15 protein-coding genes are annotated in these 18,102 nt (G+C 74.5%); 10 read left to right on the forward strand and 5 right to left on the reverse strand.

Annotated features, from left to right (window positions below; all coding sequences use genetic code 11):
* Positions 1–154 precede the first annotated feature (154 nt).
* Positions 155–1,132: an agmatinase gene (gene speB / locus ACFY60_RS08355; protein ID WP_309053322.1), complete on the reverse strand. Its 978-nt coding sequence runs from the start codon at positions 1,130–1,132 to the stop codon at positions 155–157.
* Positions 1,133–1,251: 119 nt separating this feature from the next.
* Between speB and ACFY60_RS08360 the strand changes: the two genes are divergently transcribed.
* Complete coding sequence (locus tag ACFY60_RS08360) at positions 1,252–2,763, forward strand: PucR family transcriptional regulator (RefSeq protein WP_388608904.1); 1,512 nt, start codon at positions 1,252–1,254, stop codon at positions 2,761–2,763.
* A gap of 6 nt (positions 2,764–2,769) precedes the next feature.
* Here the strand turns inward: ACFY60_RS08360 and ACFY60_RS08365 are convergent, their stop codons facing one another.
* Positions 2,770–3,378, reverse strand: a complete 609-nt coding sequence (locus tag ACFY60_RS08365) for a hypothetical protein (RefSeq protein WP_388608906.1) — start codon at positions 3,376–3,378, stop codon at positions 2,770–2,772.
* 164 nt (positions 3,379–3,542) lie between these two features.
* Between ACFY60_RS08365 and ACFY60_RS08370 the strand changes: the two genes are divergently transcribed.
* The 4 genes from ACFY60_RS08370 to ACFY60_RS08385 all read left to right on the forward strand — a co-directional run bounded on the left by ACFY60_RS08370 (position 3,543) and on the right by ACFY60_RS08385 (position 7,812).
* Positions 3,543–4,715 (forward strand): helix-turn-helix domain-containing protein, encoded by a 1,173-nt coding sequence (locus tag ACFY60_RS08370; protein ID WP_388608908.1) that lies wholly within the window; start codon positions 3,543–3,545, stop codon positions 4,713–4,715.
* A 100-nt stretch (positions 4,716–4,815) separates the two neighbouring features.
* Positions 4,816–5,973 (forward strand): acyl-CoA dehydrogenase family protein, encoded by a 1,158-nt coding sequence (locus tag ACFY60_RS08375; RefSeq protein WP_309052499.1) that lies wholly within the window; start codon positions 4,816–4,818, stop codon positions 5,971–5,973.
* A complete protein-coding gene (locus ACFY60_RS08380) occupies positions 5,974–6,846 on the forward strand; it encodes an acyl-CoA thioesterase (RefSeq protein ID WP_388608910.1) in 873 nt (290 codons plus the stop codon). It abuts the gene before it with no gap.
* A 21-nt stretch (positions 6,847–6,867) separates the two neighbouring features.
* Positions 6,868–7,812 carry a cation diffusion facilitator family transporter gene (locus ACFY60_RS08385; protein ID WP_388608913.1) on the forward strand — a complete coding sequence of 315 codons (945 nt, stop codon included), beginning with the start codon at positions 6,868–6,870 and terminating at the stop codon, positions 7,810–7,812.
* Between the two features lie 76 nt (positions 7,813–7,888).
* Here ACFY60_RS08385 and ACFY60_RS08390 read toward each other — a convergent pair whose 3' ends face one another.
* Complete coding sequence (locus tag ACFY60_RS08390) at positions 7,889–8,671, reverse strand: phosphatase (RefSeq protein ID WP_388608915.1); 783 nt, start codon at positions 8,669–8,671, stop codon at positions 7,889–7,891.
* 105 nt (positions 8,672–8,776) lie between these two features.
* The gene (locus ACFY60_RS08395; RefSeq protein ID WP_388608917.1) at positions 8,777–9,364 is read right to left on the reverse strand and encodes a TetR/AcrR family transcriptional regulator; all 588 of its coding nucleotides are present in this window, start codon (positions 9,362–9,364) and stop codon (positions 8,777–8,779) included.
* A gap of 89 nt (positions 9,365–9,453) precedes the next feature.
* On the opposite strand from ACFY60_RS08395, the gene ACFY60_RS08400 reads away from it, so the two are divergent.
* From ACFY60_RS08400 to ACFY60_RS08415, 4 genes are read left to right on the forward strand one after another with little or no spacing between them, the layout of a single operon-like run.
* Positions 9,454–11,061 carry a carboxyl transferase domain-containing protein gene (locus ACFY60_RS08400; protein ID WP_388608918.1) on the forward strand — a complete coding sequence of 536 codons (1,608 nt, stop codon included), beginning with the start codon at positions 9,454–9,456 and terminating at the stop codon, positions 11,059–11,061.
* Between the two features lie 14 nt (positions 11,062–11,075).
* Positions 11,076–13,070, forward strand: a complete 1,995-nt coding sequence (locus ACFY60_RS08405; protein WP_388608920.1) for a biotin carboxylase N-terminal domain-containing protein — start codon at positions 11,076–11,078, stop codon at positions 13,068–13,070.
* Entirely contained in the window at positions 13,067–14,005 is a 939-nt protein-coding gene (locus ACFY60_RS08410) for a hydroxymethylglutaryl-CoA lyase (RefSeq protein WP_388608922.1), read from the forward strand. The genes ACFY60_RS08405 and ACFY60_RS08410 overlap by 4 nt, the downstream gene beginning before the upstream one ends.
* A 1-nt stretch (position 14,006) precedes the next feature.
* Positions 14,007–15,167 carry an acyl-CoA dehydrogenase family protein gene (locus ACFY60_RS08415; RefSeq protein ID WP_309054052.1) on the forward strand — a complete coding sequence of 387 codons (1,161 nt, stop codon included), beginning with the start codon at positions 14,007–14,009 and terminating at the stop codon, positions 15,165–15,167.
* Between the two features lie 38 nt (positions 15,168–15,205).
* On the opposite strand, the gene ACFY60_RS08420 is transcribed toward ACFY60_RS08415, so the two are convergent.
* Complete coding sequence (locus tag ACFY60_RS08420; protein WP_388608924.1) at positions 15,206–16,852, reverse strand: hypothetical protein; 1,647 nt, start codon at positions 16,850–16,852, stop codon at positions 15,206–15,208.
* Between the two features lie 194 nt (positions 16,853–17,046).
* Here ACFY60_RS08420 and ACFY60_RS08425 point away from each other — a divergent pair, with 194 nt between their 5' ends.
* On the forward strand, positions 17,047–18,102 hold the full coding sequence (locus ACFY60_RS08425; protein WP_388608926.1) for an ABC transporter substrate-binding protein: 1,056 nt from the start codon (positions 17,047–17,049) through the stop codon (positions 18,100–18,102).

Genomic DNA, 18,102 nt, shown 5'->3' on the forward strand with positions numbered 1-18,102 from the left:
GCGGGGGGGGGGGGGGGGGGGGGGGGGGGGGCGGGGGGCGGGGGGGGGGGGGGGGGGGGGGGGGGGGGGGGGGGGGGGGGGGGGGGGGGGGGGGGGGGGGGGGGGGGGGGGGGGGGGGGGGGGGCCCCCCCCCCCCCCCCCCGCCTCCGCGCGGTTACTTCGCCTCGCGGGCCGCCGCGATCTGGCGGGACATGATCGTGGTCAGCTCGTACGCGGTGTGCGAGGCGGCGACCGCGGTGATCTCGGCGTGGTCGTACGCGGGGGCGACCTCGACGACGTCGGCGCCGACCAGGTTGCAGGACGACAGGCCGCGCAGGATCTCCAGGAGCTCGCGGGAGGTCATGCCGCCCGCCTCCGGGGTGCCGGTGCCGGGGGCGTGGGCCGGGTCGAGGCAGTCGATGTCGATGGAGATGTAGAGCGGGCGGTCGCCGATGCGCTGGCGGAGCTGGTCGGCGACCTCGTCGGCGCCGCGCCGGTAGATGTCGGCGGAGGTGACGATGCCGAAGCCCATCTTCTCGTCGTCGGTGAGGTCCTGCTTGCCGTAGAGCGGGCCGCGGGTGCCGACGTGCGAGAGGGCGGAGGTGTCGAGGATGCCTTCCTCGACGGCCCGGCGGAACGGGGTGCCGTGGGTGTACTCGGCGCCGAAGTAGGTGTCCCACGTGTCGAGGTGGGCGTCGAAGTGGAGCAGGGCGACCGGGCCGTGCTTCTTGGCGACCGAACGGAGCAGCGGCAGGGCGACGGTGTGGTCGCCGCCGAGGGTCATCATGCGGGCGCCGGTGGCGAGGAGGTCGTCGGCGGCGGCCTCGATGGTCTCGACGGCCTCGTTGATGTTGAACGGGTTGGCGGCGATGTCACCGGCGTCCGCGACCTGGGCGAGGGCGAACGGGGAGGCGTCCTGCGCCGGGTTGTAGGGGCGCAGCAGGCGGGAGGCCTCGCGGATGGCGTTGCCGCCGAAGCGGGCGCCGGGGCGGTAGGAGACGCCGCTGTCGAAGGGGATGCCGACCACGGCGACATCGGCGGTGCCGACCTCGTCGAGCCGCGGCAGCCGCGCGAACGTCGCGGGGCCCGCGTACCGCGGGATGCGGGACGAGTCGATCGGGCCGCGCGGGGTGTTCTGGTCGCTGCTGCTCATGGCCGGTCCTCCGGGGAAGGCGAGGGGATGGTTCTTCGGGCACGACGGTAGGCGCCGGAGGAGCGGCGCAGAAGTGTGCGTTTCCTCCACTCTACGAGTGTTTGGTGTACGAAGGGTCCATGACGACGAGCGCCGCGCACCCCGCCTCCACTCCCCCGGCTCCGCCGGTGCCGCTCGCCGCGCTGCTCGCCCGCAGGGAACTGGGCCTGCGACTGCTCACCGGCCCGCAGGACGCGTCCCTCCACTGGGTGCACACCTCGGAGATGGCCGACCCGTACCCGTACCTGCTCGGCGGCGAGCTGCTCCTGACGGCGGGCGTGCAGCTGGAGGACCCGGCGCGGTTCGTGGAACGGGTGGTGGAGGCGGGCGCCGCGGCGCTCGGCTTCGGGGTCACGCCGGTGTACGACACGGTGCCGGCGGAGCTGGTCGCGGCCTGCGCCCGGCACGGGCTGCCGCTGGTCGAGGTGCCGCCCGAGACGCCGTTCACGGCGGTGGCGCGGGCGCTGTGGCGGCTGATGGCGGAGGCCCGGCTGCACGAGCTGCGCCGGGTGACGGAGGCGCAGCAGTCCCTCGCCGCGGCCGCCGCCCGCCCGGCCCCGGTCCCGGCGGTGCTCGGCGCGCTGGCCTCCCGGCTGGGCGGCCGGGCGGTCCTCTTCGGGCGGGACGGTACGGAGTCGGCCGCGGCGGGCCGGCCGGTCCCGGCGCGGGCGGCGCGGGCGCTGGCGGAGCTGGCCGGTGTGGTCGGGCCCCGGCCGGGCGGCCCCGCCTCGGCGAGCGGCGACGGCGGCGGACTGCGGCTGGCGGCGTACGCGCTCGGCGGCGGGGACGGCCTCGCGCTCGGCGTCGCGACGGAACGGCTCGGCCCCGGCGACCACACGATCGCGGGCGTCGCGGCGGTCCTGCTCTCCCTGCTCACGGCCCCCTACCGGGGCGCGGACGCCTCGGTCCGGGACGGCGCCCTGGTCCGCCTCCTCCTCGGCGCGCCCCCGGCCGAGGCGGCGGCCGCGCTCGGCCCGGGCCCGTGGGTGGTGGTCCACGCCCACGGCGGCGACGGCACCCCCTTCGCGGCGGCGAGCCTGGCGGCGGCCCTGGGGACACCCCTGGTGGACGCGGGGCCGTGGCCGGCACCGGCGGACCGGGACGGCGCGGCGGCCCCGGCGGGGACCGCCCCCGCCGTGGCCGGCACCGTACGGCTCCTCCTCCCCGCCTCGTCGCCCGTCACCGCGCAGCCCGGGTGGACGCTCGGGGTCGGGGCGCCCGTCGGGGCGGAGGCGCTGCCGGTGGGAGACGCGCAGGCGGCGCGGGCGCTGCGGCGGGCCGAGGCCACGCGGGTGGCCGTGGCGCGGCACCGCCCGGGCGGGTTCACGGCCCTGATGGATCAGGGCGAGGCCGCCGCCCACGCGCGGGCGCTGCTCGCGCCGCTCTCCGTCCCCCTGGCGGAGACCCTGCGCGGCTGGCTCTCCCTGCACGGCAACTGGGACCGGACCGCCGTCGCCCTGGGCGTCCACCGCAACACCGTCCGCCAGCGTGTGGCGCGCTGCGCGGCGCTCCTCGACCGGGACCTGGACGATCCGGACGTACGGATGGAGCTGTGGCTGGCGTTCAAGGTCGGCGGCGGCCCCGCCGTGTAGTGGCCGTCAGGGCTGGAGCTTGTTGACGGCGGTCTTCGTCGTGGTGCGGAAGGCGGTCAGCGGGGCGTCCTTGAGGTCACCCATCTGTCCCCAGCGGACGAGGGTGACCGTGCGGCCGTCGCGGCCGACGGAGAAGAGGTGGATGTCGGAGTTGCCGACCTGCGGGTCGGCGGTGTCCAGGCTGTAGACCCAGGCGCCCTCCTCGACGGCGAGCTTGCCGTGGTACGTGCTGACGGCGTCCAGGCCCGGGTTCTGCTGCTCGAGCAGGGGGCCGCAGCCGGCGAGGGCCTTGCGGAGGGTGTCGACCAGCTTCACGGCGTCGGCCTCGGTGCGGGCGACGTTGGTGATCTGGACGCCGTAGGCGTCGAGATCGTTGCTGAAGTCGCGGTAGCTGCTGTTCTGCGCCGGGATCTTGTACGGGGCGCAGAGGGTGCCACCGTTCTCCGGGACGCCGGCGAAGACCTTGGAGGCGGTCCACGGCGTCGACGACTTCGGCATCTCGGAGGCGGTGAGGAAGGCGGGCTGGGCGGCGGCCTGCGCCGGGGCCGTGGCGAGCGCCGCGAGGCCCAGGGCGGCAGTGGCGGCGGTGGCGAGCGCGGTACGGAGCTTGTTCATGGTGGTGGATCCCCCGTCGGGTTGTTCGGTCCGTGCTCGACCAGCGTCGGGCCGGTGCCCGCCCGCCTGCAACGGTGCCGCGCCCCCCGTCCGTCCCGGAACCATTCCACCCCCGCTGACGTGCAGGGACGTAAAGGGTGGGACGCAGGGTCGAAGGGGATGGAATGCCGAAGGACGCCGCCGTCGAGGAGTTCGCGGGGCTCGTGCGGGCGCTGAAGGCGCGGGACGGAAGGAGTTACGAGGCGCTGGGCCGGCGTCTGAGCGTCAGCGCGTCCACCCTCCACCGCTACTGCTCGGGGACGACCGTCCCGGAGGAGTTCGCCGTGGTCGACCGCCTCGCCCTGCTGTGCGGGGCGGACGGGGAGGAGCGGCGGGCCCTGGAGGAGGCCTGGCGGCGCGCCGCCCGCACCCGCCTGCCCGGGAGGCCCACGCCGCCCCGGCCCGCGCAGCCGTCCGGGGACCCGGCGGCCCCCCGGCAGCAGCACCCGTGGGCCGTCACGGCGCCCGGGGCCGTCGCGGATCAGCGGGCCGTCGCGGATCAGCCGGAGACCCGCCCCCGGCCGGACTCCGCCGTCCCCCGGGACCGCGGCGGGTGGGCGCGGGGGGTGGCGCGGGCCGGTGGGGTGGTGGCCGGGGTCGTCGCGCTCGTCCTCGGAGCCGTACTCCTGTTCTCCGGGCAGGAGCCGGAGGCGGTGGAGCCGCCACCGTTCACGTGGGCCGCCTCCTCGCACGTGTGGCGGGGCGGCTGCGGTCACACGTATCTGGTGGACCGCGCTCCCGGGCGGGTCGCCCCGCCGCCGCCCGCGCAGGACGCCGCCGCCTGGGCCGGCGCGCACGGTGCGGTGCACGGCGGCGAGACGCTGGTGCGGCTCTCCCTCCAGGGGCGGACCTCGGCCGCCGTCGTCGTGCAGGCGGTGCACGTGCGGGTGGTCGGCCGGGCCGCGCCGCTGCCGTGGCCGGCGTACCGGATGGACGACGGGTGCGGTGGCGGCGTCAGCCCGCGCCACTTCGCCGTCGACCTGGACGCGCCCCGCCCCCTCGCCCGGCCCGTGGCGGGCCTCGACGCCACCGGCGCCGAGCCCCGGACGATCCCGGCGGTCGCGCTGCCGTACACGGTCGGCGCCGCGGACCCGGAGGAGCTGCTGGTCACCGCCCGGACCGCGGGCTGCGACTGCCGCTGGTACCTGGAGCTGGAGTGGAGTTCCCAGGGCCGCTCGGGGACGGCGCGGATCGGTGAGCGGGGCGGGGAGCCCTTCCGTACGAGCGGTGCCGGGGGCGGGTCCTCGTACGCGTACGACTCCGTGGGCCGCCGGTGGATCGCCGGTGAGGCCTCCTGAGGGCGGCGCTCTGGACAGAGCGGGTGACCGCTGGGTAACTTCGGATCGAGACAGGCTGAGCAAGCGCTTAGACAATCGGCAGCGACGAAGGAGGCGGCTCGTGCGCCGTACCGTATTCAACGAGGACCACGAGGCGTTCCGGGAGACCATCCGCGCCTTCATCGAGGCCGAGGTCGTACCCGTCTACGACGAGTGGTTCGCGGCCGGCCAGGCTCCGCGTGACTTCTACTACAAGCTGGGCGAGCTGGGCGTCTTCGGCATCAACGTGCCGGAGGAGTTCGGCGGCGCCGGCCTCGACACCCACAAGTTCGAGGCGGTCCTCTACGAGGAGACCGCCCGCGCGGGCGTCCAGTTCGGCGGCTCCGGCGTGCACGTCCTCCTCGCGCTGCCGTACCTGAAGATGCTGGCCACCGAGGACCAGAAGAAGCGCTACCTGCCGAAGTTCGTCAGCGGCGAGGAGATGTGGGCCCTCGCGATGACCGAGCCGGGCACCGGCTCCGACGTCGCGGGCATGAAGACCACCGCCAAGCTCTCCGAGGACGGCACCCACTACGTCCTCAACGGCGCCAAGACCTTCATCACCGGCGGCGTCCACGCCGACCGCGTGATCGTCTGCGCCCGCACCTCCGCCCCGAGCGCCGAGGACCGCCGCTTCGGCATCTCCCTCTTCGCCGTCGACACCAAGTCCGAGGGCTACTCCATCGGCCGCAAGCTGGACAAGCTGGGCCTGCGCACCTCCGACACCGCCGAGCTGGCCTTCGTCGACGTGAAGGTGCCGGTCGAGGACCTCCTCGGCGAGGAGGGCAAGGGCTTCTCCTACCTCGGCCACAACCTGGCCTCCGAGCGCTGGGGCATCGCCTTCGGCGCCTACGCCCAGGCCAAGGCCGCCATCCGGTTCGCCCAGCAGTACGTCACCGACCGCACCGTCTTCGGCAAGCCGGTCGCCTCCTTCCAGAACACCAAGTTCGAGCTGGCCGCCTGCCAGGCCGAGGTGGACGCGGCCGAGGCCGTCGCCGACCGCGCCCTGGAGGCCCTGGACGCCGGCGAGCTGACGCCCGCCGAGGCCGCCTCCGCCAAGCTGTTCTGCACCGAGGTCGCGCACCGCGTGATCGACCGCTGCCTCCAGCTGCACGGCGGCTACGGCTACATGAACGAGTACCCGATCGCCCGCCTGTACGCCGACAACCGCGTCAACCGCATCTACGGCGGCACCAGCGAGATCATGAAGACGATCATCGCGAAGTCGATGGGCCTGTAAGTGCCCGAGGCGCACGACGCACTGGATGCCCTGCTCGATCTGCTCGACCTGGAGCGGATCGAGCGGGACATCTTCCGGGGCGAGTCCCGCTCCGCCCTCGTCCCCCGCGTCTTCGGCGGCCAGGTGGCCGCCCAGGCTCTGGTGGCGGCCGGGCGGACGGTCCCCGAGGACCGGCTCGCCCACTCGCTCCACGCGTACTTCCTGCGCCCCGGCGACCCGGGCGCGCCGATCGTCTACGACGTCGACCGCATCCGCGACGGCCGCTCCTTCACCACCCGCCGGGTGGTCGCCGTCCAGCACGGCCAGCCGGTCTTCCACCTCTCCGCCTCCTTCCAGGCGTACGAGGAGGGGCTCGACCACCAGGCGCGGATGCCGGCCGCGCCGGACCCCGACTCGCTGCCCACGGCCGCCGAGACGCTCCCCCGGCACCTGCCGGCCGAGATCGCGGACCGGCTGATCGAGGCCAGGGCCGCCGTCGACCTGCGCTACGCCGACACCCCGCCCTGGGGCTCGGTCGGGCAGCCGCGCGAGCCGCGCTCCCAGGTGTGGTTCCGCACCCGCGGCAAGCTGTCCGACGACCCGCTGCTGCACGTCGTCCTCGCCACGTACGTCTCCGACATGACGCTGCTCGACTCCGTCCTGCTCGCCCACGGGCGCGGCGGCTGGGCCGTCGGCGACGTGGTCGGGGCCTCCCTGGACCACGCCATGTGGTTCCACCGGCCCTTCCGCGCGGACGAGTGGCTGCTGTACGACCAGGAGTCGCCGTCCTCCTCCGCCGGGCGCGGGCTCGGCCAGGCCAGGATCTGGACGCGGGACGGCCGGCTGGCGATCTCGGTCATCCAGGAGGGTGTCGTTCGCGTCCCGCGCGACTGACCGGGCATACGGTCCGATGTCATGAAGACGCGGACGAGGAAGGAAACGGGCAACGGGGAGAGCACCGTCACGGTGCTCGTGGCGGCGGCGGCCAACCTCGGCATCGCCGCCGCGAAGGCCGTCGCGGGCGTCGTCAGCGGGTCGAGCGCGATGCTCTCGGAGGCGGCGCACTCCTTCGCCGACACGGTCACCGAGGTCATGCTCCTGACCGCGCTCAAGCGGAGCGAGAAGCCGGCCGACGAGGACCATCCGGTCGGCCACGCGGGCGAGCGGTACGTGTGGGCGATGCTGGCGGCGGTCGCCACCTTCGTCGGCGGCGCCGTCTTCTCCGTCTACGACGGGATCCACACTCTCCTGCACGGCGAGGAGCTGGGCGACCCGCTGCTGTCGTACGTCGTCCTCGCCGTCGCCTTCGTCCTGGAGGCGTTCTCCCTGCGGACCGGGATCCGGCAGGTGCGGGCCGAGGCGGACCGCCGGGGCACCCCCTTCGCCACCTATCTGCGGCTCACCCCCGACACCACCGTCAAGGCGGTCGTCCTGGAGGACTCCGCCGCCCTGTCCGGGCTGATGCTGGCGGCCGGCGGTCTGCTCGGGGGGCAGCTCACCGGGTCCGGCGTCTGGGACGGCGTCGCCTCGATCCTCATCGGCGTCCTGCTCGTGTACGTGGCCTGGGTGCTGGGCCGCTCCAACGCCCAGCTCCTCATCGGCCGGCCGCTGCCCCGCCCGATGCGCGAGGAGGTCCGCGCGGAGCTGCTCTCCGTGCCGCACGTGGTGGGTGTCCTCGACCTGATTACCCTGATCCAGGGGCCGGGCGAGGTGATGGTCGCGGCGAAGGTCGACTTCCGGGACGTGGTGTCGGCGGCCGAGGTGGAGCGGGCCTGCGAGACGGCGGAGCGGCGGCTGCGGGAACGGTTCCCCGCCATCCGCCGCGTCTACCTGGACCCGACCCCGGCCACCCGCGCGTGATCCCGGCCCGGACCGGGTGCCGGCGGTCCCGGGCGGAGACGGGGGGCCGGACGGACCGGGTGCCGCCCGCCGGGGGTCAGGCGAGCAGGCCCGCCGCGTGCAGCAGGTAGGCCGTCAGGGGCTCGTAGGAGCGCGGGTCGACCACGTGGTCGTCCAGCGGCACGGTGACCTGCATGGTCCCCTCGGCCTCGCCGATGAAGAGGGCCGGGTCGTTGCAGTCGGCGTACCCGACGGAGTCGATCCCGCGCTGCCCGGCCCGGCCGGCCCAGCCGTGGTCGGCCACGACCAGGTCGGGCGCGGGCTCTCCGAGGGCCTCCAGGCCGTCCAGGATCGCGTTCATCGGCTCGGGCGAGTGGGTGTGCCAGAGGCTCGCGCCGCGTTCGAAGACGGCGACGTCGGCGAACTGCACGACGTACCCCTCGTCGGCGATGAGACCGCCGGGGATGCGCACGATGTCGCAGCCCTGGGCGCGCAGCGCGGCGGCGACCCGGCTGTGCGCGTCGATCAGGGCGCCGGGGTGGCCGGTGGCGAAGAGGACCCGCTCGCGGCCGGCGGCGGCCTTGCGCAGCCGGGCGGCCATGCGGTCGAGGGCGTCGACGGTGAGTTCGGGGTCGATGGTGTCCTGGCCGGTGCGGTGGGCGGGGTCGTCGACGACGCCGCAGCGCTCGGCCATCACGGCGAGGACGTCCTGCTCGTCCGCCCACCGGTCGCCGAGCTCCAGGCCGAGCCAGTAGTGGCGGTCGCCGTTGGCCAGCTTGCGGTAGTGGGAGAGGTTGTTGTCGCGGGGCGTGGCGACGTCGCCCGCGATACGGGTGCGGACGAGGTGCTCGACGAGGGCGGGGCGGCTGAGTATCGGCATGCCGGCCATTCTGCCGGGCGCGGGCCCCGCGGGTCCTCCGCTCCGGCCCGTCGGGGGCACGCGTCCCACCTGGCGGACCGGGCCGGGGGCCCGTGGGGGCGCGGGTCAGGGCGCCAGGGCGGCGAAGGCGCCGTGGGCCAGGCGGCGCAGGAGGGCCTCCATGTCGGCGCGTCCGAGGGCGGCGAGGTGCGGGGTCGAGTTCAGCAGGCCGAAGACCGCGTGGACCGCCGTGCGCGCCTCGCTCTCGGGGACGCCCGGGTGCAGCTCCCGTACGACCGCCACCCACAGCTCGACGTACTGCCGCTGGAGCTGCCGGACCCGCTTGCGGTCCTCGTCCTTGAGCCGGTCGAGCTCCCGGTCGTGGAGGGTGATGAGCGGCCGGTCGTCGAGGGCGAAGTCGATGTGGCCGTCGATGAGGGAGGCGAGGACGGCCTCGGGCTCGCCCTCCGCCCCGCGCACCCGCAGGCGCCCGCCGTCGAGGAGCCGCTCGCTGATGCCGACGAGCAGCTCGGCGAGCATCGCGTCCTTGCCGGGGAAGTGGCGGTAGAGCCCGGGGCCGCTGATGCCGACGGCGGCTCCTATCTCGTCCACGCCGACGCCGTGGAAGCCGCGCGCGGCGAAGAGGCGGGCGGCCTCCTTGAGGATCTGCTCGCGTCGCGTGGGGGCGTCGGTGCGGGCCGGGCTCGTGGTCATGGATTCGATTCTAGACAACCCGGTTAGCGGTCGTTAACCTGAGCGCCATACGTTAACGCTCATTAACCGAACACAAGGGAGATCGGTCGATGCAGCAGGCACCTGTGCTGACGAGCGCGGCGGACCCCGCCTCGCCGGCCTGGCAGGCCAACGAGGCCGCCCACCACGAGCTGGCCGCCACCCTGCGCGCCACGCTCGCCCGGGCGGCCCTCGGCGGCGGTGAGAAGGCCCGTGCCCGGCACACCGCGCGCGGGAAGCTGCTGCCGCGCGAGCGGGTGGACACCCTGCTCGACCCGGGCTCGCCCTTCCTGGAGCTGGCCCCCCTCGCGGCGAACGGCATGTACGGCGACCAGGCCCCGGCCGCGGGCGTCATCGCGGGCATCGGCCGGGTCAGCGGGCGCGAGTGCGTGATCGTCGCCAACGACGCCACGGTCAAGGGCGGCACCTACTACCCGATGACCGTGAAGAAGCACCTCCGCGCCCAGGAGGTCGCCCTGGAGAATCGTCTCCCCTGCCTCTACCTGGTCGACTCGGGCGGCGCCTTCCTCCCCATGCAGGACGAGGTCTTCCCCGACCGGGAGCACTTCGGCCGCATCTTCTACAACCAGGCCCGCATGTCCGGCGCCGGCATCCCGCAGATCGCTGCGGTGATGGGTTCCTGCACGGCCGGCGGCGCGTACGTGCCCGCGATGAGCGACGAGGCCGTGATCGTGCGGAACCAGGGCACGATCTTCCTCGGCGGCCCGCCGCTGGTGAAGGCGGCCACCGGCGAGGTCGTCACGGCGGAGGAGCTGGGCGGCGGCGAGGTCCACTCCCGCACCTCCGGCGTCACCGACCACCTCGCCGAGGACGACGCCCACGCCCTCAGGATCGTGCGGAACATCGTCGCCACCCTGCCCGAGCGCGGTCCGCTGCCCTGGTCGGTCGAACCGTCCGAGGAGCCGAAGGTCGACCCGTACGGGCTGTACGGGGCGGTGCCGGTGGACTCCCGCACCCCGTACGACGTGCGCGAGGTCATCGCACGGGTGGTGGACGGCTCCCGCTTCCAGGAGTTCAAGGCCGAGTACGGGCAGACGCTCGTCACCGGCTTCGCCCGGATCCACGGGCACCCGGTCGGCATCGTCGCCAACAACGGCATCCTGTTCGCCGAGTCGGCCCAGAAGGGCGCGCACTTCATCGAGCTGTGCGACCAGCGCGGCATCCCGCTCGTCTTCCTCCAGAACATCACCGGCTTCATGGTCGGCAAGGCGTACGAGCACGGCGGCATCGCCAAGCACGGCGCCAAGATGGTGACGGCCGTGGCCACCACGCGGGTGCCGAAGCTGACCGTGGTCATCGGCGGCTCCTACGGCGCGGGCAACTACTCGATGTGCGGCCGCGCCTACTCCCCCCGCTTCCTGTGGATGTGGCCCAACGCCAAGATCTCGGTCATGGGCGGCGAGCAGGCCGCGTCCGTGCTCGCGACGGTCAAGCGCGACCAGCTCGGTGACGGGTGGAGCGCGGAGGAGGAAGAGGCCTTCAAGGCCCCGATCCGGGAGCAGTACGAGACGCAGGGCAGCGCCTACTACGCGACCGCCCGGCTGTGGGACGACGGGATCATCGACCCGACGGAGACCCGGCAGGTCCTCGGCCTCGCCCTGACCGCCTGTGCCAACGCGCCCCTGGGGGACCCCCAGTTCGGCGTCTTCCGGATGTGAGGGGACCCCACACGATGTTCGACACCGTCCTTGTGGCCAACCGGGGCGAGATCGCCGTCCGCGTCATCCGCACCCTGCGGGCGCTCGGCGTGCGCTCGGTGGCCGTCTACAGCGACGCGGACGCCGACGCCCGGCACGTGCGGGAGGCGGACACGGCGGTACGGCTCGGGCCGCCGCCGGCCGCCGAGTCGTACCTGTCCGTGCCCGCCCTGCTCGACGCGGCCCGGCGGACCGGCGCGCAGGCCGTCCACCCCGGCTACGGCTTCCTCGCGGAGAACGCGGCCTTCGCGCGGGCCTGCGCCGAGGCCGGCCTGGTCTTCATCGGCCCGTCCGCCGAGGCGATCGCCCTCATGGGCGACAAGATCCGCGCCAAGGAGACCGTGAAGGCGGCCGGGGTGCCGGTGGTGCCCGGCGCCGCCGACCCCGACCTGGCCGAGACCGCCCGGGAGATGGGCCCGCCGGTGCTGCTCAAGCCGAGCGCGGGCGGCGGCGGCAAGGGCATGCGGCTCGTGCGGGACCTCGCGGTCCTGGACGACGAGATCGCGGCGGCCCGGCGCGAGGCCCGGTCCTCCTTCGGCGACGACACGCTGCTCGTGGAGCGGTGGATCGACCGCCCCCGGCACATCGAGATCCAGGTCCTCGCCGACACCCACGGGAACGTGGTCCACCTCGGTGAGCGCGAGTGCTCGCTCCAGCGCCGCCACCAGAAGATCATCGAGGAGGCGCCGAGCGTCCTGCTGGACCCGCGGACGCGGGCCGCGATGGGCGCGGCGGCCGTGGAGGCGGCCCGGTCCTGCGGCTATGTGGGCGCGGGCACGGTCGAGTTCATCGTCCCGGGCGGCGACCCGTCCCAGTACTACTTCATGGAGATGAACACCCGGCTCCAGGTCGAGCACCCGGTGACCGAGCTGATCACCGGCGTGGACCTGGTGGAGTGGCAGCTGCGGGTGGCGGCGGGCGAACCGCTGCCCTTCGCGCAGGACGACATCCGGCTCGACGGCTGGGCGATCGAGGCCCGGATCTGCGCCGAGGACCCGGCGCGCGGTTTCCTGCCGTCCGGCGGCACGGTCCTCGCGCTGCGCGAGCCCGCCGGGGCGGGGGTGCGGACGGACTCCGGCCTCAGCGAGGGCACGGAGGTCTCCAGCCTCTACGACCCGATGCTGTCGAAGGTCATCGTCCACGCGCCCGACCGGCCCACCGCCCTGCGCAAGCTCCGCGCGGCGCTCGGGGAGCTCGTCACGCTCGGCGTGCCCACCAACGCGGGCTTCCTGCGCCGTCTCCTCGCCCATCCGGACGTGGTCTCCGGCGACTTGGACACCGGTCTGGTGGAGCGGGACGCGGAGAGCCTCGTGCCGTCCGGCGTGCCGGCGGAGGTGTACGCGGCGGCGGCGCTGCTGCGGCAGTTCCCGCCCGCCGCCGGGGAGCCGGCCGGCTGGGCCGACCCCTTCGACGCGCGGACGGGCTGGCGCCTCGGCGGGACGCCCGCCTGGACGGCGCGCCCGTTCCGGGTGCCGGGGAACGAGCCGGTGCCGGTCCGGGTGCGCGGCACGGCCCGGTCCGCCGAGCTGCTGCTCGACGCGGAGGGCCCGGCCGTCACGGCGGCGCTCGCGCCGGCCGTGCCCGGGGAGTTCGCGCTCCACCTCGACGGCGCCACCCACCGGTTCGCGGTCGCGGCCTCCCCCGAGGGGCTGTGGCTGGGCCGGGACGGCGACTCCTGGCACGTCCTGGACCACGACCCGGTGGCGGCCGCGCTCTCCGGTGCCCGGCACGGCGGGGCGGACACGCTCGCCGCCCCCATGCCCGGCACGGTCACCGTCGTCAAGGTGGCGGTCGGGGACGAGGTGGAGGCCGGACAGAGCCTGCTCGTCGTCGAGGCGATGAAGATGGAGCACGTCATCTCCGCCCCGCACGCCGGCACGGTCTCCGAGCTGGACGTGACGCCCGGCAGCACCGTCGCCATGGACCAGATCCTGGCCGTGGTGACGCCCCGCGACGAGGAGGACGCATGACCACGGGTCTGCCCATGACCGTGCCCGATCCGGCGCTCCCGGCCCGGGTCCGGATCCACGAGGTGGGGCCGCGCGACGGTCTGCAGAACGAGAAGACGGCCGTGCCGACCGCCGTGAAGGCCGAGTTCATCCGTCGGCTCGCCGCCGCCGGGCTGTCCACGGTCGAGGCGACCAGCCTCGTGCACCCGAAGTGGGTGCCCCAACTGGCGGACGCGGAGGAGTTGTTCCCGCAGGTGCGGGACCTGCCCGTACGGCTGCCGGTCCTCGTGCCGAACGAGCGGGGGCTCGACCGGGCCCTCGCGCTCGGGGCCCGGGAGGTCGCCGTCTTCGCCTCGGCCACCGAGTCCTTCGCGAAGGCCAACCTCAACCGGACCGTCGACGAGGCGCTCGCGATGTTCGCGCCGACCGTCACCCGGGCCGTGGAGGCGGGCCTCAGGGTCCGCGGCTATCTGTCGATGTGCTTCGGCGACCCGTGGGAGGGCGCCGTCCCGATCGAGCAGGTCGTCCGCGTCACCAAGGCCCTCGCCGACATGGGCTGCGACGAGCTGAGCCTCGGCGACACCATCGGCGTCGCCACGCCCGGCCACGTCGGGGCGCTGCTGACCGCGCTGAACGAGGCCGGGGTGACCACCTCCCGTATCGCCGTGCACTTCCACGACACCTACGGGCAGGCGCTGTCCAACACCCTGGCCGCGCTGCGGCACGGGGTGACCACCGTCGACGCGTCGGCGGGCGGTCTCGGCGGCTGCCCGTACGCGAAGTCCGCCACCGGCAACCTGGCCACCGAGGACCTCGTGTGGATGCTCGACGGCCTCGGTGTCGAGACCGGGGTCGACCTGGCCGCCCTCACCGCCACGAGCGGGTGGATGGCCGAACAACTGGGCCGCCCGAGCCCTTCCCGTACCGTTCGCGCGCTCTCCCACAAGGAGTCCTGACATGTCCCTCGACCACCGGCTCTCCGCTGAGCACGAGGAACTCCGCCGTACCGTGGAGGAGTTCGCCCACGACGTCGTCGCCCCGAAGATCGGCGACTACTACGAGCGGCACGCCTTCCCGTACGAGATCGTCCGCGAGATGGGCCGCATGGGCCTGTTCGGGCTGCCGTTCCCCGAGGAGTACGGCGGCATGGGCGGCGACTACCTGGCGCTGGGGATCGCCCTGGAGGAGCTGGCGCGGGTCGACTCCTCCGTGGCCATCACGCTGGAGGCGGGCGTCTCGCTCGGCGCGATGCCGGTCTACCGCTTCGGCACCGAGGAGCAGAAGCGGGAGTGGCTGCCGAAGCTGTGCTCCGGTGAGGTGCTCGGCGCGTTCGGTCTGACCGAGCCGGGGGCCGGTTCGGACGCGGGCGGCACCCGGACCACCGCCGTCCGGGACGGCGACCACTGGGTCATCAACGGTTCGAAGTGCTTCATCACCAACTCCGGTACGGACATCACGGGTCTGGTGACGGTCACGGCGGTCACCGGCCGCAAGCCGGACGGCCGCCCGCTGATCTCCTCGATCATCGTCCCGGCGGGCACGCCGGGCTTCACGGTCGCCGCGCCGTACTCGAAGGTCGGGTGGAACGCCTCGGACACCCGGGAGCTGTCCTTCGACGACGTGCGGGTCCCGGTGGAGAACCTGCTGGGCGAGGAGGGGCGTGGCTACGCCCAGTTCCTCCGCATCCTGGACGAGGGCCGCATCGCGATCGCGGCGCTCGCCACCGGTCTCGCGCAGGGCTGTGTCGACGAGTCGGTGAAGTACGCGAAGGAGCGCCAGGCCTTCGGCCGTCCGATCGCGGAGAACCAGGCCATCCAGTTCAAGATCGCCGATATGGAGATGCGCGCGCACATGGCGCGGGTCGGCTGGCGGGACGCGGCCTCGCGGCTGGTGCTCGGCGAGCCGTTCAAGAAGGAGGCGGCGCTCGCGAAGCTGTACTCCTCCACGGTGGCGGTGGACAACGCCCGTGAGGCGACGCAGGTCCACGGCGGCTACGGCTTCATGAACGAGTACCCGGTGGCCCGCATGTGGCGCGACTCGAAGATCCTGGAGATCGGCGAGGGCACCAGCGAGGTCCAGCGGATGCTGATCGCCCGGGAACTGGGTCTGCCCGCCTGACCTTTCCGGCCCGCCGCGTGACCGCGCCCGCCGCCCCCTCAGGGGTGGCGGGCGCCGTCGCGTGCCGGGGCGGGCGAGACGTAGGCCTCGTAGCGTTCCCAGCCCCGGGCGGACGGCAGCGGTGCGAGCCGCCAGGCGCGGGCGTAGGGCGGTGGCGGGGTGCCGGCGCGGACGACGACGGCGACCGGGACGCGGCGGGCGGCGGCGGTGATGCCGGCCGGGGTGATGGCCGCGTCGTGGCCGGCCGGCTGGCGGGAGGCACAGCCCGCGTAGTAGCCGATCAGGACGTACTCGTGCCCGCTGACCAGACAGGGCGGCCGGACGCCGAGCCCGTGCAGGGCGGTGGCGACGGTGGTGAACTGGGCGCGTACGGAGCGGCTGTTGGTGACGGCGCGGTCGAGCACGGCGTACTGGACGGCGAGATGGGCGAGGAGGGCGGCGGCGAGCAGGGCCGTGGCCGCCGGCCGCCACGCGGGGCGGAGCGCGGTGCGCAGGAACAGGGCGCACTCGGCGGCGGGCAGCGCGAGCAGGGCGTAGGCCGGCAGCAGGAAGCGGGGGGCGGCGTAGCCGAGGGTGAAGAGGTACGGCGCCGCCAGCGAGGCCGCCGTCACGGTCGCCAGCACGGAGGCGACGCCCCGCCCGGCCGGGTCGGCCCGCAGCGCCGCGACGACGCCGCCGAGGACGGCCAGGGGAAGCAGGAACCACCACACCGCCGTGACCGGGTGTTCCCACGGCACGTCGCAGGGGCGGCAGAGGGTGCGCCCGGCCAGGGCCCGGACGTGGTCGTCCACGGCCAGGTTCCAGCCCAGGGAGCCCTGGATCTCGCCCGCGCGCCGCAGCCGGGCGGCCAGGCCGCCGTAGCGCGCGTGCGCCTCGGCGATCCAGGGGACCGCGCCGAGCAGCGGCGCGACGGCGAGGACGGCCACCACCGCCCGGCGCCGCCGCCGGACGGCGGGCGCGGCCAGGGCCACGGCGAGGAGCGGCAGGACGAGCCAGAAGCCGTCGGCGGGGCGCAGCAGGGTGACGGCGGCGACGGCTGCCCCGAGGCCGGCCAGGGCGGCGCGGCCCCGGACAGCCGTACGACTCCCGGCCGCCGCACGCTCTGCGGTGACCGTACGGTCTCGGCCGGGCGCGGTCTCCGAGGGCGCCGCACCGGTGGCGGCCGTCACCGGGGCCACCGCCCCGCCCGTCGCGCGCAGGAAGCAGCCGACGGCGGCCAGCGCGCCGAACGCGCACCAGAGGTTGGGCATCACGCGCGGGCCGTAGAACAGGGTGACCCACAGCCCGGCGAACAGGGCGCCCGCCGTGGTGAGGACCGGGGCGGGCAGGAGACCGCGCCATACCCGCAGCGCCGCCCAGAGCGCCGCTCCCGAGAGCACGGCGAGGTAGACACGGATCGCGGTCGTGGAGGCGGTGACGGCCGCCACCGGTGCGACGAGGTAGCTGATGCCACGGGCCCGGGGCGCGCTGAAGTACGCGGGCGGGGCGTTGCCGCCGACCTGGCTGACGTACACCGCCTCGTCCCAGCCGAGGCCGGATCCGGGGGCGACCAGGGCCAGTTGGACGAGGACGAAGACGGCGGCGGGCACGGCGGGCGACGCGACCGGCCACCGCGGCCGGGGGCCGCCGGGGCGCGCGGCGGTGTCCGGGGCCCGGGGTGTCGCGGTCACTTCGGAGGTGGTCACCCCGTCAACCCTGCGCGGGGCGCGGGGGAGCCGCCGTGCGGCGCGCCGCGAGGGCCGTGCCCGTCGCCTCGTCAGGAGTAGCGCGCCTCACACGTCTCCGCGGTGGACCACCCTGTCGAGCCGACGTGAGGTTAGGCTAACCTACCCTCGACTTGCCCAGGCCGACCCCGGCACGTACCGAAAGCGACACCGCCATGCCCAGCAACGCCCGAGCCACCCATCTCACCCGTCGCGGCCTGCTCACGGCCGGCGGCGCCCTCGGGCTCGGCGCCGCGCTCGCCGCCTGCGGCGGCGGGGACAAGAAGACGGAGGGCGGCGCCTCGGCCACCGCCTCCGCCAAGTCCGGCGCCTGGGAGTTCAAGGACGACCGCGGCCAGGTCGCCAAGGCGAAGTCCACCCCGAAGAACATCGTCGCCTTCACCGGTGCCGCCGCCGCCCTGAAGGACTTCGGCGTCGAGGTCACCGGCGTCTTCGGCCCGACCTACGTCGAGGACCCGAAGACCAAGGCGAAGAAGCCGGACGTCCAGGCGGGCGACCTCGACATCACCAAGGTCAAGGTCATCGGCAACGTCTGGGGCGAGTTCAAGATCGAGGAGTACCTGAAGCTCGCTCCGGAGCTCCTCATCACGGACATGTGGGAGAAGAACGACCTCTGGTACGTCCCGGCGGAGCAGAAGGACAAGATCCTCTCCATCGCGCCGAGCGTCGCCCTGTGGGCCGCCGGCCGGTCGATGCCCGCCGTGCTCCAGCGCCACGCCGACCTGGCCGCCTCGCTCGGCGCCGACGTGCAGAGCGCCAAGGTGAAGGCCGACAAGGCCCGTTTCGAGGCCGCCGCCGAGCGCGTCCGCAAGGCCGCCCAGGGCAAGAAGGACATCAAGGTCCTGATCGGCTCCGGCTCCCCCGACCTCTTCTACGTCTCCACCCCGGTCCGTCCGACCGACACGCTGTACTTCAAGGAGCTCGGCGTCACCCTCGTCGTCCCGGACAAGCTGGACGAGGGCGGCTGGTTCGAGGGCCTGAGCTGGGAGCAGGTGGACAAGTACAAGGCGGACGTCATCCTGCTCGACAACCGCACCGGCACCCTGCAGCCGGAGCAGCTGAAGGCCAAGCCGACCTGGAACGCCCTGCCCGCCGTCAAGGCCGGCCAGGTGCACCCGCGCGTCACCGAGCCGATCTACTCCTACGCCAAGTGCGCCCCGCTCCTGGAGGACCTGGCCAAGGCCCTGGAGAACGCGAAGAAGGTGGCCTGA

Origin of the sequence: Streptomyces sp. NPDC012827 (genome assembly GCF_042900905.1) — a bacterium.
Classification (GTDB): Bacteria; Actinomycetota; Actinomycetes; order Streptomycetales; family Streptomycetaceae; genus Streptomyces; species Streptomyces gulbargensis.

What these genes read in the sequence shown, in the direction of transcription:
- speB (WP_309053322.1), bottom strand. Translation starts at nt 1,132, where the DNA reads ATGAGCAGCAGCGACCAGAACACCCCGCGCGGCCCGATCGACTCGTCC.
- ACFY60_RS08360 (WP_388608904.1), top strand. Translation starts at nt 1,252, where the DNA reads ATGACGACGAGCGCCGCGCACCCCGCCTCCACTCCCCCGGCTCCGCCG.
- ACFY60_RS08365 (WP_388608906.1), bottom strand. Translation starts at nt 3,378, where the DNA reads ATGAACAAGCTCCGTACCGCGCTCGCCACCGCCGCCACTGCCGCCCTG.
- ACFY60_RS08370 (WP_388608908.1), top strand. Translation starts at nt 3,543, where the DNA reads ATGCCGAAGGACGCCGCCGTCGAGGAGTTCGCGGGGCTCGTGCGGGCG.
- ACFY60_RS08385 (WP_388608913.1), top strand. Translation starts at nt 6,868, where the DNA reads ATGAAGACGCGGACGAGGAAGGAAACGGGCAACGGGGAGAGCACCGTC.
- ACFY60_RS08390 (WP_388608915.1), bottom strand. Translation starts at nt 8,671, where the DNA reads ATGCCGATACTCAGCCGCCCCGCCCTCGTCGAGCACCTCGTCCGCACC.
- ACFY60_RS08395 (WP_388608917.1), bottom strand. Translation starts at nt 9,364, where the DNA reads ATGACCACGAGCCCGGCCCGCACCGACGCCCCCACGCGACGCGAGCAG.
- ACFY60_RS08400 (WP_388608918.1), top strand. Translation starts at nt 9,454, where the DNA reads ATGCAGCAGGCACCTGTGCTGACGAGCGCGGCGGACCCCGCCTCGCCG.
- ACFY60_RS08405 (WP_388608920.1), top strand. Translation starts at nt 11,076, where the DNA reads ATGTTCGACACCGTCCTTGTGGCCAACCGGGGCGAGATCGCCGTCCGC.
- ACFY60_RS08410 (WP_388608922.1), top strand. Translation starts at nt 13,067, where the DNA reads ATGACCACGGGTCTGCCCATGACCGTGCCCGATCCGGCGCTCCCGGCC.
- ACFY60_RS08415 (WP_309054052.1), top strand. Translation starts at nt 14,007, where the DNA reads ATGTCCCTCGACCACCGGCTCTCCGCTGAGCACGAGGAACTCCGCCGT.
- ACFY60_RS08425 (WP_388608926.1), top strand. Translation starts at nt 17,047, where the DNA reads ATGCCCAGCAACGCCCGAGCCACCCATCTCACCCGTCGCGGCCTGCTC.